The 13,731-nt window shown below is 43.8% G+C and carries 13 protein-coding genes; 9 read left to right on the top strand and 4 right to left on the bottom strand.

The features are described from left to right. The first annotated feature begins 308 nt into the window (after positions 1 to 308). From EDC56_RS19815 to EDC56_RS13870, 3 genes are all read left to right on the top strand, one after another. Positions 309 to 2,342 (top strand): hypothetical protein, encoded by a 2,034-nt coding sequence (locus EDC56_RS19815; RefSeq protein ID WP_211333702.1) that lies wholly within the window; start codon positions 309 to 311, stop codon positions 2,340 to 2,342. Beyond that, positions 2,339 to 2,860 (top strand): hypothetical protein, encoded by a 522-nt coding sequence (locus EDC56_RS13875; RefSeq protein ID WP_123713169.1) that lies wholly within the window; start codon positions 2,339 to 2,341, stop codon positions 2,858 to 2,860. Before EDC56_RS19815 ends, EDC56_RS13875 begins: the two co-directional genes overlap by 4 nt. A gap of 92 nt (positions 2,861 to 2,952) precedes the next feature. After that, positions 2,953 to 3,441, top strand: coding sequence for a hypothetical protein (locus tag EDC56_RS13870; protein WP_123713168.1), 489 nt, complete (start codon positions 2,953 to 2,955; stop codon positions 3,439 to 3,441). A 96-nt stretch (positions 3,442 to 3,537) separates the two neighbouring features. On the opposite strand, the gene EDC56_RS13865 is transcribed toward EDC56_RS13870, so the two are convergent. Further along, on the bottom strand, positions 3,538 to 4,731 hold the full coding sequence (locus EDC56_RS13865; protein WP_123713167.1) for an MFS transporter: 1,194 nt from the start codon (positions 4,729 to 4,731) through the stop codon (positions 3,538 to 3,540). A 574-nt stretch (positions 4,732 to 5,305) separates the two neighbouring features. On the opposite strand from EDC56_RS13865, the gene EDC56_RS13860 reads away from it, so the two are divergent. Further along, positions 5,306 to 6,334, top strand: a complete 1,029-nt coding sequence (locus tag EDC56_RS13860) for a DctP family TRAP transporter solute-binding subunit (RefSeq protein ID WP_123713166.1) — start codon at positions 5,306 to 5,308, stop codon at positions 6,332 to 6,334. 278 nt (positions 6,335 to 6,612) lie between these two features. Here the strand turns inward: EDC56_RS13860 and EDC56_RS13855 are convergent, their stop codons facing one another. After that, a complete protein-coding gene (locus tag EDC56_RS13855) occupies positions 6,613 to 7,080 on the bottom strand; it encodes a hypothetical protein (protein ID WP_123713165.1) in 468 nt (155 codons plus the stop codon). 412 nt (positions 7,081 to 7,492) lie between these two features. Between EDC56_RS13855 and EDC56_RS13850 the strand changes: the two genes are divergently transcribed. Then, positions 7,493 to 8,005 (top strand): hypothetical protein, encoded by a 513-nt coding sequence (locus EDC56_RS13850; RefSeq protein WP_148059416.1) that lies wholly within the window; start codon positions 7,493 to 7,495, stop codon positions 8,003 to 8,005. Positions 8,006 to 8,364: 359 nt separating this feature from the next. Here EDC56_RS13850 and EDC56_RS13845 read toward each other — a convergent pair whose 3' ends face one another. Next, positions 8,365 to 9,147, bottom strand: a complete 783-nt coding sequence (locus tag EDC56_RS13845) for a type 1 glutamine amidotransferase domain-containing protein (protein ID WP_123713163.1) — start codon at positions 9,145 to 9,147, stop codon at positions 8,365 to 8,367. 113 nt (positions 9,148 to 9,260) lie between these two features. Here EDC56_RS13845 and EDC56_RS13840 point away from each other — a divergent pair, with 113 nt between their 5' ends. The 4 genes from EDC56_RS13840 to EDC56_RS13825 all read left to right on the top strand — a co-directional run bounded on the left by EDC56_RS13840 (position 9,261) and on the right by EDC56_RS13825 (position 12,625). Next, entirely contained in the window at positions 9,261 to 9,746 is a 486-nt protein-coding gene (locus tag EDC56_RS13840) for a MarR family winged helix-turn-helix transcriptional regulator (protein ID WP_123713162.1), read from the top strand. Between the two features lie 488 nt (positions 9,747 to 10,234). Further along, positions 10,235 to 10,834, top strand: coding sequence for a DJ-1/PfpI family protein (locus EDC56_RS13835; RefSeq protein WP_123713161.1), 600 nt, complete (start codon positions 10,235 to 10,237; stop codon positions 10,832 to 10,834). A gap of 376 nt (positions 10,835 to 11,210) precedes the next feature. Next, a complete protein-coding gene (locus EDC56_RS13830) occupies positions 11,211 to 11,879 on the top strand; it encodes a sulfotransferase family protein (RefSeq protein ID WP_123713160.1) in 669 nt (222 codons plus the stop codon). A gap of 107 nt (positions 11,880 to 11,986) precedes the next feature. Beyond that, positions 11,987 to 12,625 carry a LysE family translocator gene (locus tag EDC56_RS13825; RefSeq protein ID WP_211333701.1) on the top strand — a complete coding sequence of 213 codons (639 nt, stop codon included), beginning with the start codon at positions 11,987 to 11,989 and terminating at the stop codon, positions 12,623 to 12,625. 135 nt (positions 12,626 to 12,760) lie between these two features. Here the strand turns inward: EDC56_RS13825 and EDC56_RS13820 are convergent, their stop codons facing one another. Beyond that, positions 12,761 to 13,618 (bottom strand): hypothetical protein, encoded by an 858-nt coding sequence (locus tag EDC56_RS13820; RefSeq protein ID WP_148059415.1) that lies wholly within the window; start codon positions 13,616 to 13,618, stop codon positions 12,761 to 12,763. Positions 13,619 to 13,731: the final 113 nt, after the last annotated feature.

Genomic DNA, 13,731 nt, shown 5'->3' with positions numbered 1-13,731 from the left:
TTTCATGCAGGGCAGTGTGATGAGTATCATCGTAGTTGGATTGAATCTCGATTTTCTATCTGGCCATACTTGTGTAGTTAGAGGAAACGTTTGTTGTGAGTGATAGCGCTGGCCTGTCGTGAGTTTTTACAATAAATAAGTTGCTTGTATATTCTTATTGCTTCTCTAGTGCGGTATTGTTTACTATTGACGCTAGTAAAGCACGGTCGCTTACTTCGTTGAAATGCTTGTTTAAAAAGCATTGTTTTATAACGGGATTAGTTAGCGTAAGAATGTAGCGCTCCAATAACAAAGATAACGACACGGTTATGTCTGTATATAATCTTAAGGATAAGGACGGTAACGAATATAGCATCAGCCTGGGGGCTGGTAGCCAGTGGCCAGATGAGAGCAACCTTGCTCAGTGCCCGATTAAAGGTCAAGCACAGCTGGAGCGTTTTAAGCCGTTACAATTACACAGTGCAGTTCATTTTTTCTACCACGGTTTTGCTAAGAGCTTTCTCTACCGCAGTTTAGCAGAGCGTTCGACATCCCATGCTTATAACGGTCGATCGGATTTGTTACCTTTCTGCCCCAAGCAGGCGCTCGGCGATGCCATGGTGCATAGCGAGCTGATCTTGAAATCGGTTGAGTCGAGTTCGTCACTGCAGCCAGAGTTGGCACAGCGAGCGTTGTTGCGGGTAAAGATTAGCAACACCTGTCACGATATTATTGTCTCGGAGCAGGTTTACGGTCGGTTATTGGCGGATCTGATGGCCAGGGAGAGCGAACTCAACAAGGGCTTGATTTATACCGGTGCCTTGATGTCCGGTGTGGGAGAGGCTGCCTGGGGCTTGGCGGTGTGGTTGAAGGATGTGACCGACTTGGTTAACCCGGTGGTGCGAGCGAGACACCTATTTCGTGCAACGCAGGCGGGCAGGGGGAGCGAGCACTTCGTGGCGAGTTTTGGCGAGAGTCTGGCTGCTTCTGAATGGCGGGAGTTAGTCGAGGTATTAGGTTTCGATCCGAGTCAGCTTAATCGTCAGCAGTTACAGCAAGTGATGATAGCAGCGGAGGTGATTTACGCCGATGCGTCATTAAGAGGTGATCTAGAGCGCTTCGCTAAAGACTATGCTGATGCGCAGCATGCGATTGAATACACCAACATGGCCGGCGTGGCAGTGTTTGAGCTATTACTGACCTTGCTGTTGCTCGCCGCTGGTGGCGTCGGTGCGGTAGCCAATGCCGCAAGTAAGCTGCGCCAGCTGGTAAAATTTACCCAGCTCGGCGAGTTGCTGTTAGCGTTCGCCGAAAGCGGCAAAAAGAGCAAGCGGCAACAGAGCACAGGCTACACAGGCACTGATACGGTCAGTTTTGAGGACTTTGAGGCTGACGGAGAAGCAGGGGGGGCGGCGCGCCCCGTTGTGGCAGTACCGGCAGTTAGGCGAGCGCAGCCGGTTGAAAGTACAGGGAGTAATAATGATAGGCCACTGGAGGGACGTGTTACTCCAAACAAAGCAATTCAACCTAGCAGTTTAGTCGAAGCCAAAGTCATTTTAGCGAATCGGCGTAAACAGCTTGAAGCAAGCGGTTACAAACCAAAATACTCGGATCAAGAGCTCGCTCATCTTGCACAGCATGGGGAGGTGGGCTCAGAGCGCTTCCAGGTTCGATTTATGGAAACGCAACATTTGTCCAGCCATGATGCCCCTACGGAGCACCTCAGCGGCGCTTTGGGGTTGAATATGCAAAGCGTCAACGGCAAAGGAGCAAAGTACTGGTCGACCAGTTTTGACCAGCTGGAGGATAAAGACTCAGACCCTAAACTGATCTCCGAATCATTAGGTTTGGATTACAACCCTAATGTAGATTATACATTGGTCATTGTAGACACGGAGAAAGCAGTTCCACTGACCGGGGTGAAGAGTGTCCCGGCGACCTTTGAAAAAGTAGGTGAGTTTGCGAATACGGAATTACCTGATGATTTCACGAAGGCTTTTACCGACAAAGCCATGACGCCTGCGTTTCAGGCCGATTATGCTCGCCATTATGAGGCCGCAGCGGACCAGGGTTTTTTGGAAAGCAAATGGTCAAGAAATACTGAGGACTTCGATGACTACCTAAGAACCACCGACATGAAACAGGCGGATATCGACGATATGAAGCTGCGCATGCTAATGCATGATAAAGTTGGTAATAATCAAGACTATTTGGGCAACGGTTTGACCAAAGACTTAAACCCTAATAGCCCCAATCAGTTCGGCGCAGTGGAAACCTTGAATTTTGAGCGCAAAGAGGTGAGTCTGAAAGAGCTTAGCGAGGCCGACGCAATCATTATTATGCCAGGATTAAAACCGTTATGAGCAGAGTACAGAAATACCCACTTTTGACCCCCCTAAGCCGTATTGACCGGCATGACCAACTGCCACAAGGCGTGGTGGAATTGGGGCGTTTTTTAGATAGCAGACCGCAGCTACGAGAAAGGTTGTACCTGTTAGTAAAACACGAAGACCATTTGGCTCTTTTGATCTCCTACCATTCAGGCCCGAAAAATCAGTATTACTGCAAGCAGTACGACCTTCCTCTTAAAGCCTTAAGTTGGTTTCCTTGGGCCCTTGAAGAATTTCGTAAACCGCCCGCAGAAGGGGGGTTGCATGCAGGAGCAATGACAAGCAAGGATATGGATGTCGATGGTGAAATGCTTTGCGTGCAAAGTACTACAGACGGTTATGCGTTGGTTAATAGGTCTCGCAACAAACAAGGCACAGCATCAAACTATGATCCGGTGGATATTTCTCTAAGCTGGACGTTTTTGTATGAGCTTGGCTTCCTTGCTTTATGGCGCTCGCTGGGTGAGAAGTACGAGCGTGGTGAGCTTTAAGAAAATAATTAATCAATAACTCTGCGTCATTAATCGCTGTTAAAAGTTATAAGCTGTGACGAGCCATATATATAGTCAATAGTTGGTGTGCAGTGATTGTCCCAGAAAAAATAGATATTGCTATCGGTGTACCTACGGGGTTTGTGTATTTAGGTGAGGAGTTAGACAGCTTTTCTAAGTATCAGCAGACCTACTTCTTATTGAAATATTCAGGGTTGTTGATTATATCTAAAGAAAAAGAGAGGCGATTTCATAAAGGGAAATACTCGAAATCACAATTTTGCCTTCCATACTCCGCGATTAGCTGGCTTATTAATTCTATTAATAATTTTTATACATCGCCTTCAGAGGGTGGGCAGCATGCAGGTAAGATTGATATGGAGGCTATAATTGATGGCGAGCATCTGTTGTTAAACCGAGTCGTAAGCATTGACGGTACAGGTTATTCGGGGTTTAGCCTGAATAACTTAAGTCGAAAAGTCTATGGGGCGAGCGAGAATAGTAGGATGAGACAAGAGGTTTCATTTACAGGTGAGTTTTTACAGCGCAGTAACTTTATCGGTTTATTATCTCGTTTGTGACGGGTGCTGCCACCAAGGAAAGCACGCCATGCGCAGGGAGAAAGCGAGGTGGTAATAGGTGGTATCGGCTTGTCTGATACCACCGTATGCGGGGCGTTATACTATACGCCTTTTTAGAAAGACCAAAACACCAAGAAGGCTTGCAGCTTGAATGATGAGCATTAAAAATATCATTGGATGATCACTGCCTTTGTCTTGTAAAACAGCATAGCCTAGCGGAAATAGGCTAGATAGTGTGTAGCCGCCGCCCAGCATTAAAGCAGACCAGGCACTGCATTCTTTGTAGTTTTTGGTCAGTTGTAAGGGCATCATTAGAGAGTATGAGAAAACAGCGCCACAGCCTACCCCTGTCAGTAGTAAGCCAAGAGGAATGTTTCCGGGGAGAGATAAAGAAATCACCCCTAAAAGAACGAAACCGGCTGAGATATATTCCCCATGTTTTGACCCCAGCTTTTCAAGTAAAGGCGGGAATATCAAGCTCCCAACCAACTGAAGGAAGCTAAAGAGGCTGAAATAGTAAGTGGCCAAAGAGTAGTCGTTCGTTTTGTTCACTAGAAGAGGTGTCAGCCAAGCCATCAATGAAAAGGTTAGCCCGGCCTGTAACGCGAAGAAAATAACGAGAAAATAAACGGTGATGTTTTTCTTAGGAATCGTATAGTCACTGTTGGTAGGTGATTGGCTGTTACTGTTATCGGATTTTATATTGAGCCAAAACATAGCGGACAAGATGGAGAGAACACCCCATGTTGCTAGGCTAAATGGCCAGTCTGCTGTGCCGCTGGTATAGAGCCAGCCAGATAATGATGCACTCAAGGCAGCGCCTAGCCCAATCGAGAATGTAAACACGCTCATGCCGAGGGTGGCTTTATGTGCAAGGTGTTTTTTTACAAAGCCTGATATCAATGGGCCTAGGGCGGCAATGGCTACGCCTGAAATAATAGCGCTCACTATCAATGTGATATAGCCGGGGGAGTAATAACGCATAATCATGCTAATACCCTGTATGAACAGTAATGCTGAAATCGCTTTTTCAATATGAATTTTCTTAATAATCCATACGGATATCTGTGAAAATAAACCCATGCATAAAATGGGGATTGAATACAAAAAGCTTACGCCTATAGAGCTAGCTTTCAGTTCATCAATGAGGGCAGGCATTAAGGGTGAAACTGATGTCATTACTGTGCGAAGGTTGATAGCGCCGATTAGGATTGCGGCCCAAATTAACCAGCCAGCTTTGGACTGCATATTTAATTCAGGCAGCATGAATGAATCTGTAGTTTTATCCATAAAATCAATTCTTTAAATTATTAAGGTTAAGGCCGTAACGGTAGGCTCTGATATGATCTGTTTAATAAGCAGATTTAAGCTTTTCACATAAGGAATATTGAGTTAGTAGTAGTTCGACTTTTATGTGTTGTTATTTGCTTCGCTGGGTGTGTTTTTTAGCGTCGGGGACTTTAACATAGGTTAATGAAAATTTACAAAGACAATTAATTGCAGAAGAAGAGTATGCGAAGTTAAGTTGAATTCACTGCCATCATGCTACCTTCTCAAAAGCCTTACGACAGACACTATGTGGGTTAAGATAAGAGGGTGTGGTGTGAAAATCTTAACGGCATTTGTAGTAATCCGCGCGGTGTGTCGTAAATAATTACAGCTGTCAGACAATTGTTACTTCAAATTATGCGAGTGTTGCGCTAGTGTGTGGTGAAAATACAAAGGAGTGGTCACTAAAATATTGTTGCGAGCTCGCAGTAAGCTTTGCTAATAGCGTTTAAAGGCTTAATGTTGTGCCGTTAATATAGGTGTGGGTAATAAAATAAAAACAGTTGAGCAATACATTTAATAAAGGAATTATTTTATGAAAAGGATATTACTAGCAGCGTTGCTGTCCGCGGGGCTGTCAGCGGCCGCTTTTGGCCAGACCGTTATCAAGTTTGCCCATGATAATAGGGAGGATATTTTGGAAAATCCCGCTCATGCCTTTGCGGGGACATTTAAAAGTATTGTTGAGGCGGAGAGTAATGGCCAGATTTTGGTGGAAATGTACCCCATGAATCAACTGGGTTCAGATAGGGAGCACCTTTCAATGCTGCGTAAGGGAATCATCCAGGCAACGCTCACATCGAGTGGGGCCATGGGTGATAGTTATCCGCGAATGGAGCTAATCGACTTACCCTTTGCCTTTAATTCATCTGCCGCAGCGTATCGCGTTTGGGATGGCCCTTTTGGTGATGCTTTGGCTGCCGATATGGAGGATACTTTGAAAGACATCAAAGTTCTCGGCTTCCCCGATAGTGGCGGTTTTTATTCATTTACTAATTCCAAAAGACCGATAACTAAGCTGGAGGATTTTGAGGGAATAAGACTCCGTACGATGAAGGTGCCGGCGCAGCAGGTGATGGTTAATTCTATTGGGGCGCAAGCCTATCCTATGAGTTGGGGAGAGCTCTACACGGGCTTGCAGAGAGGGATGGTAGATGGCCAGATGAACCCACTATCGACGATATCGGTGGCTAAGCTCTATGAGACTCAGAAGTATCTTACTGTCACTAATCATCTCTTTACCCCTTATGTTTTTAGCATGAATAAAAAGCTTTATGACAGCATCAACGAGGAGGAGAAGAGAATTATAGCACGTGCGACTCGAGCTGCGACGGTTGCAGGGCGCGGTGTGGCTCTTGCGATTGAGAACTCTAAGACCAAGGGGTTGCCTTATTTAGCCAAGAGAATGAAGACCCACACACTGTCGCAAAAAGAGCGGGAGAGAATGCGGGCAGTGTCACAGCCTGCAGTTAAAAAGATGCTTGAAGAGGAGGGCGATAATAACATGAAACAACTGCTGTCGGTTTATCTCAGCGAGATTAACAAGGCGAATGCGCAGTACTAGTCGTCTTGATCGAAGGCTTAGTGCTATCGCGGGCTAAGCCTAGAATGACAAAGGTTCCGATGCTCAATGGCGCCCAGTAAAGCTCGTTGCTATAGTCAGCTTGTCACTCTCTCAAATACTTTTCGCCAGAAAGCGTGCGGATCGAGGTAAGGGAAAGCGAGGTGGCAAGTGTGATTATGGGTTCTGAGTGGCATTTAGAGGTAGTGGGTCACGGCTGAGGGTTTATGCCGCTTTGGTGATATAGCGTATGGTACACGGTGGCATCCATGCCAAACTTATTAAATACCTTTAAATATTATGTTCAATTGTTTCAATGAATCGCCTTTTGATAGTGTGCAAGTTATCCCTCCGTTATCTTGGTCACAGATTCCACCATACACGTTGCTGCCTGCGCTATTGTTTACATTATCTACGTGGCCGTTCCCGCTGTCAGTTTGTAAGCTGGTCTCAATGTTGACTCTTCCATTTGCTCGATCTTGAGGGGTTATTTGATAAACAAGATCGGTATATTTTTGTATGGTACCCAGCCCTTGTGGAGCCCATTGTCCTTGATAAGAAAATGCATAAGAAGTGTAGGGGTTAAGTTCTGTTATTACAGTTTTGTCAGGTTCAATTGTTGCTATGACCTTAGAACCTGCTTTAATTGTTACTTCAACAGATGTTGTGTTGGTGATATTTGTATTGTAAGCCAACGCATTGCCGCTAACTAAAGTGGCTAATGTTAATATTAAAAGTTTTTTATTCATAACAAGCTTCCTTGATCTTGATTGATTTGCATTGTTGCATAGTAAAAAATTCTAAACAAGGCGTTAAGTTTTTTGCTTTGCATGTTTTTTAAATTTATATATTTAATGTAGGCTGTAATGTTAGCGTCATGCAGGCGTGATCATAAACTCTCTCTAAGAAAGCACTAAGGCGAAATACTAGGCGAAAATGCTAAGTCACTCGCATTAACCAGACTTCTTCCGTTTAGCCGGGTGCGGCAGCAATCAAAGTTGGCGTACGATAAGCTGTGTTTGTTACAATATTTTTAGATGGCGTTTATTACTCGCTTAGTTTTATTGAGCTTGATAATATTTTAGAAGATGGAAAACAATGTGGTTGAGATTGACGTATTTGTTTGCGATTTTATTAAGGTCGAACAAGGAGAGTAATACGATGCCTAAAGATATTGAGTTAAGTACAGTGATACTTTGTGCTAAGCAGCTTGACAACCGTGGACACTATTTTAGCTTGGGAAATGGCATTACGGTTAATAAATCTTCTGGTAAAATAAGGATTTATGAAAATGGATATCAAGTCTTCAGCATTAAAGCCACTATTGCAGGCAGCTCTCTTAGTGTCGACTATCCAAAAACAGTAGCTGGCGAAGAAGGGAGAGGTTGGGGGATTTTGGGTATGCTATTGGCCTTACGCCATGCTTCGCATCAGAATTGTTCGACTGTGATCGCTGAAACGCAATTCGAGTTAGGTTCATATGCCTATTGGGAAAAGTTTGGCATAACTCATTCAAGGCAACGAAATATACAGAAAGCTATTATTGGTGCCATGTCTTGGGTGAAAGGCAATATAATTCAACCAAGTGTCGACGGTACAAGTCTGATGATGATTAGGGACAAGTTAACAGGTTCGGTTATCAAACCTAAGCGAAGGCTTTCAAATAATTTTTAAATTTGAATCCATTACGCAGGAAGATGGTAGCTCGACTTCTGGAATCTCTAGTAGGTCGCTGATTTTTACGTAATCTACAAAATACTAAGCCACCCACATTAGTTGTTGGCTCTATCTCAAATGTTTTCATTTAAAGTAAGATGATATAGAGCCAACTTAGTCAGTGATGTATTGATATTAAGGCGTAACCAAAAAATACTGCTTTGTGAAGGTTGTATTTATGTATGGATCGTATAGCCAACGAAGAAATTACAAAGACCAGTGAAGCCCACCTTCATAGCCGTCACTCTTCGACAGAAAATATGTGAATTCAGGTAAGGTGAAGTGGGTGGAAAGTTTTATTATTTTTAACACTCTCCCTATAAATGTAAGCCCTTTTCATTGTTTTTTTGTGTCTCCTTGAGGTGTTTAATAATTTTTGTGGCGACTTTCTTGGCTGAGGCAGGGTTTTGACCCGTAATTAGGCGGCCATCAACAACAACATTTTCAGCCCACGATTTAGCATAGATGTGGTCTGCGCCTATCTCTAGTAGTTTATCTTGTAACAAGAAGGGCAGAATCTCAGTTTGCCCGATATCGGCCTCTTCATCGTTGGTGAATGCGGCTATTTTTTTACCTGCAATGAGGTAACTTCCGTCTGATAGCTTCACATTGATCAGGGCGGCTGGCCCATGGCAGATGGCGGATACAATGCCATTGCTTTCATAAATAGCCTTGGTGAGGCGGTCGACGTGTGCGTTGTTTGGAAAGTCCCACATTGTGCCTGAGCCGCCGCTGTAGATCACGGCGCTATAGTCTGCAGGGTCAATATTCTCTATGGGAATGGATTTGATGACCTTAGATAGTAGCTCTGGGTCTTTCAAGAAGCGGTTGTTGTATTCGTCTTTGTCATCGTAGCTGCCAGGGTCAATCGGGGCCATCCCGCCTTGAATACTCGCGATATCAGTAGAGTAACCGGCGTCAGTCAGTTCGTAATAGGGGTGGGTGAGCTCTGGCAGCCAAAATCCTGTTTTTTTCCCTGTGTCTCCTAATTGTGAGTGGCTGGTTAAAACGATCAGTACCTTGGCGTTATTTTTAGCGAAGCTACTCGAAGAGTTGAGCGTGATAAGTAATGTTGCTATTAAATGGATAAGAAGTTTCATACTGTTCCCTAGTTTTGTTTTGTTTGTCTCGACGTCAAGATACCATCCGTTATCTTGACGTCAAGACATATATTTGTGATCATCGCTGTGGATATATAAGACTTGGAAATAAAGTGGATAAAGTAGATGAGATTATTGAACAGTGGAATCAAGTCAGGCCTGATTTAGATGTTAGCTCTATGAGCTTGGTCGGGCGTTTTAAGCGCATTACGCAGCATCTTAGTCAGGAAATGACAAAGACCTTTGCTGAGTATGGCTTGAATGCTGCGAGTTTTGATGTGCTGGCGACGCTACTTCGCACTGGCCCGCCTTATGCGCTTTCGCCCAATGACTTGCTGGCGACCATGATGGTAACGTCAGGTACGATGACGAATCGAATAGACCAATTGTCAAAATCAGGTTTGGTCGAGCGCATGCAGAATCCCGATGACGCACGTAGTGTTATTGTGTCGTTAACGGAGAAAGGTTTTGCCATTATCGATTCGGCGGTTACTGCGCACGTAGCAACCCAAGATAGGTTGACTTCAGGTTTAACAGAGGAAGAACATAACACCCTAAATAAGTTGTTAAGGAAATTTTTAGGGAGTATTGAAGAGTAGTCATCAAAAATATAAATTAAAGTTACAGAAATACTTAACTGCCCACGTTAGACGGACCTCTCTCCAGTACTCTTCTAGATATGATACAAGACTCTGGGGGAGGGCCTTAGTTCGTCTCTACACTTCGCAAGAGTAATGCCTGCGTTTTATCGCTGTATTCGTAAAGCCTTTCTTTATGATGCTGATGCTTACGCGGTGCCGCCCTATGAGCATCGCCGTATCTGCGCCTCGACTGCCCGTGTTGGTCGTGGGTTTCGCGATCGTCAGAAAAGAGCAACACTGTGTTCTATCTTTCAACATTGCTGAATTAAATTAAATGATTAAAATGGGTCTGAGGTTGCAGTTTCCCTTAGTCAAATTAATTAACGATCATTTTGAGGGAATATGAAAGCGGTGAGTTTTTATCCATAATTCTATCTGCCGCAGGTACAGCCGTTACTGTTAGTATTGCGCCTAGTTCATTGTTTGCTGCCACAAGAGAGAATCCTATGAAAATATTAGCTTTAGTTTTTGATGAGTATGAAACCTTAGATCTTCATGGTCCCATAGGGGTGTTGGGGCATATGGAGAATGTTGATATAAAGCTGGTGGGTGATAAGGCTATGGTGACGTGTGCTCATGGACCTAGAGTTGTCACAGACATGGATCTAGAGGATACGTATCCGTGCGATTTGTTTATCATTCCCGGCGGCTTAGGGACTCGAAAGCTAGTCGACGATAAGAAGTTATTGAGTTGGCTTTATCAACAGGCGAAGGTATCGGAGAAAGTATTTTCAGTCTGTACCGGCGCCGCCTTATTGGCTCGAGCTGGCATCTTGGATGGGGTGAGTGCTACGACCAATAAGATGGCTTATCAGTGGGTAACGAGTTTATCGAATAAGGTTAACTGGCAGCCTAGTGCGCGCTGGGTAGATGATGGCAAGTTTCTTACTTCTTCTGGCGTATCTGCTGGCATTGATACAGCGCTTTTTTATATTCAGCAAATCAGAGGAAAAGGCGAGGCGAAGTGTATTGAGCACAATACAGAATATAGCTGGAATGATGACTCTAGTAATGACCCCTATGCATTTCAGGCTGTTGCAGAATAAAATTATCAAAGAAACAAGTGGTTAGTGGCAGAAGTTTTCATAGGTCTGCGTTAATTCTGCGCAGGTTTTCGTATCAACAATGCTTTTCATTTTGCTGATTATCGCCTTGTTTTCAGGGTAAATAGAAAGTATTCCGATGGCTGTTCAGGCCTTTTTTCGCTACAGCTTTTATCTTGAGCGACGTAGTCATGAAGAGAGTGGGGGTCTTTGCTAAATTGTTGGTGAGGGCGTATAGGCTGTCATCGCGACAAGCTAGTGTGGCCTTGTCGACAATTTCTTTTAATTTCTTTTAATTACTAATTTTTATTGTTAGTGTGTGTCTCCACGTTGTAGGTGGCTACGTAAAGTTGTGTTAAAAAAATGGTTTTTATAATCAATGAGCGACTTTATTTCTGATGGCTGTCGGTATTATAAGGATATTATTGTGTCAAAAATTTTTGGATTGGGACTGTCTAAGACAGGTACCACGAGTTTACATCATGCTTTAACTCAGCTTGGCTATAATTGCATACATTTTCCCGTGACGAACATGGATATTGCTAGCTGTGATGCGGCGGTTAATCTTTCTGTTGCTTCGCAGTATGAGAGTCTAGATCGTCTGTATCCTGGCTCTAAGTTTATTCTAACGGAACGCAATGTCGACAATTGGCTGGCATCATGTGCGCCGCAGTACAGTAAAGACCCCGACTTTGATCTTGCTATTTCTAGTGCTGAATTAGAAAAGGTTAAGAAGTTTTATATGGATTTAAGGCTGAAAGTCTTTGGGACGCCGTACTTTGATGAGGCGATGTTTAGAGCGGCTTATGAGAACCATGTCAGGGATGTGAAAGCGTACTTTGCAGGGCGTGAAAGCGACCTTCTCGTTCTTAGTGTTACGGAAGGCGAAGGTTGGGGGCCACTATGTGACTTCTTAGGGAAAGAGCACCCGGACGGCTCGTTTTATTCGTCGAATAAAAATATGTCTGAAGTGAGTGATTTAAACGATGATATGATTGCTCGGATGAAAAAGTCAAATTTTGAAGACTTAATAGAGTCAGCGGCTTAACGCAATATTTTTTAGACGTGCTGAGGTCATTAATGAACCTTTAGGCCTCTGTATGTTTGATTAAATGCTAATTTAGTTGCGTTATTGTTCTGTTTTATAAGAGGTCAATGATGGATTTGACAAGTCTGTTGACGTTTGTTTTAGTTGCGCTGTTGCTTGTTATATCGCCTGGGCCTAGTAGTCTTTTGATTGCAAAAACTGTACCTAAATCAGGTGTTTCGGCGGGATTTGCTATTGTTGTTGGCTTTTTGGTAGCCCTGATAATACACGGAAGTTTATCGATATTTGGTCTATCTCTTATTCTTTTGCAGTCACCTAATGCTTTTCTTTTAATGAAGGTTTTAGGGGCAATGTATTTGTGTTGGGTTGGCGTTAAATCGCTCCTCTCTGTTTGGTGGTCTGGATCAAGAGTATCGAGCCTTGCAGCTGCCCCGCAAAAGGCTTCGGTAACGCTTCGGGGAGCGTTTATTGAAGGGTTTCTGACAAATATGTTAAACCCTAAAGTTTCTATGTTTTATCTTGCAGCATTCCCACAGTTTTTATCCATAAATGACAGCGTTTATCGTGCATACTTGCTGGTACTGTCACATGCTATAATTAGCGTGTTCTGGTTTACAGCGCTTGTTATTGTTGTTCATAAATTAAAAGAGCTGGCAGTGGATGGTTGGTTTTCTCGAGGTATACAGTCTGCTATAGGTATTACTTTTATTGGTTTTGCTGTGAAGTTAGTGCTTTTCTCCCCTTGAAGTGTTTGTTTCGAAACGAGTGCTTGTAAAGGGTATAAAAAGTACTGTTGTTGCCCCTAGCTAGATCAGTCACATGCTCCCCCTATCATGTCCGATAAGGGGGCTAGCATTAGCCTGGTGCGCTATGGCAGAATGCTAAACGACGTAGACTGTGCAAGCAAACGGGTTGCTCCACCCCGTCGATATGGTCCCAAGCCATGATTTTGTCACGCAGCTGGTTATCTGTTGCTTGCCCTTCGGTAAGGTGAGGGCATACTTGTGCCACTTAGAGCTGGGGTTGCTTCTAGCAATGGCGATGTGAATCGACCAGAATAGATCAAAAGGCCAATCAGATTGAGCATCTATCTGGTATTTATAGGCTTTCAGTAGCTCATCAATGGCTCTTTCATTCTGAGCACCATTTTGCGGGTTAGAATAAAATATATTATTTTCGACCTTAGACTCAGTCATGCATTGGTTGCTGAGTAAAACGGCAACCATATCTGGGCAGGAGGCCATAAGGTTGAGTATTTCATCTTCCAGGTAGGGGTTAAGCGTGTCGGATACGGGCTCAGTTGAGCGCAGCAGCCATTGTTGACGACCGCTGCCATCATCTAAGTGTTGTAGGCTTAGTGCTCCGCCACTCGTGGAGGTGCCAAAATATCGCTCGCTCTGAACAGTGCTGAAAGCGGAAAAAAAATGAAAGTAGCCGTCAATTTGGGGAGTGATTTGCCAGATGTGCGTATTGACGCCAGGGTATGATCCGACAACCCCAGCGTTTTCATGGGGGGCATTGTTGAGAAAGTATGATTGTCCGTTGGCGAAGCACTCGAAGCTATAGCTGTTGGGTGGACCTTGAAAGTATTCTAAAAACCGCCATTTCTGCAGTCTTGAGCCATCTGGCTTGGCAACAAGCTCTACCCCAGTGCCATCCTTTTTAACACTTAAATAACCGCCGCTTTTCAACTTAAGATTATACAGCTTGTCATCAATCGGCATTGCTGGCTTTGACATTATTATTTCCCTATCAGTAATTAACTTTATAAGTCAGGTCGCTACTTCATCACAGCTTGTTGGTTTTTTCAATGCTAATGTTTTAGCTTTGTTTAATGATAGAGTTATCACTA

The organism is Sinobacterium caligoides (assembly GCF_003752585.1).
In the GTDB taxonomy this organism is placed as follows: domain Bacteria; phylum Pseudomonadota; class Gammaproteobacteria; order Pseudomonadales; family Sinobacteriaceae; genus Sinobacterium; species Sinobacterium caligoides.
The sequence above is the reverse complement of the archived record's forward strand: the minus strand, read 5'-3'. Positions and strand labels throughout refer to the sequence as shown.

Bases quoted from the DNA above. Each gene is read 5' to 3' on its own strand.
- EDC56_RS19815 (WP_211333702.1), top strand. From the start codon at position 309: ATGTCTGTATATAATCTTAAGGATAAGGACGGTAACGAATATAGCATC.
- EDC56_RS13855 (WP_123713165.1), bottom strand. From the start codon at position 7,080: ATGAATAAAAAACTTTTAATATTAACATTAGCCACTTTAGTTAGCGGC.
- EDC56_RS13865 (WP_123713167.1), bottom strand. From the start codon at position 4,731: ATGGATAAAACTACAGATTCATTCATGCTGCCTGAATTAAATATGCAG.
- EDC56_RS13860 (WP_123713166.1), top strand. From the start codon at position 5,306: ATGAAAAGGATATTACTAGCAGCGTTGCTGTCCGCGGGGCTGTCAGCG.
- EDC56_RS13845 (WP_123713163.1), bottom strand. From the start codon at position 9,147: ATGAAACTTCTTATCCATTTAATAGCAACATTACTTATCACGCTCAAC.
- EDC56_RS13825 (WP_211333701.1), top strand. From the start codon at position 11,987: ATGATGGATTTGACAAGTCTGTTGACGTTTGTTTTAGTTGCGCTGTTG.
- EDC56_RS13835 (WP_123713161.1), top strand. From the start codon at position 10,235: ATGAAAATATTAGCTTTAGTTTTTGATGAGTATGAAACCTTAGATCTT.
- EDC56_RS13830 (WP_123713160.1), top strand. From the start codon at position 11,211: ATGAGCGACTTTATTTCTGATGGCTGTCGGTATTATAAGGATATTATT.
- EDC56_RS13820 (WP_148059415.1), bottom strand. From the start codon at position 13,618: ATGTCAAAGCCAGCAATGCCGATTGATGACAAGCTGTATAATCTTAAG.
- EDC56_RS13875 (WP_123713169.1), top strand. From the start codon at position 2,339: ATGAGCAGAGTACAGAAATACCCACTTTTGACCCCCCTAAGCCGTATT.
- EDC56_RS13850 (WP_148059416.1), top strand. From the start codon at position 7,493: ATGCCTAAAGATATTGAGTTAAGTACAGTGATACTTTGTGCTAAGCAG.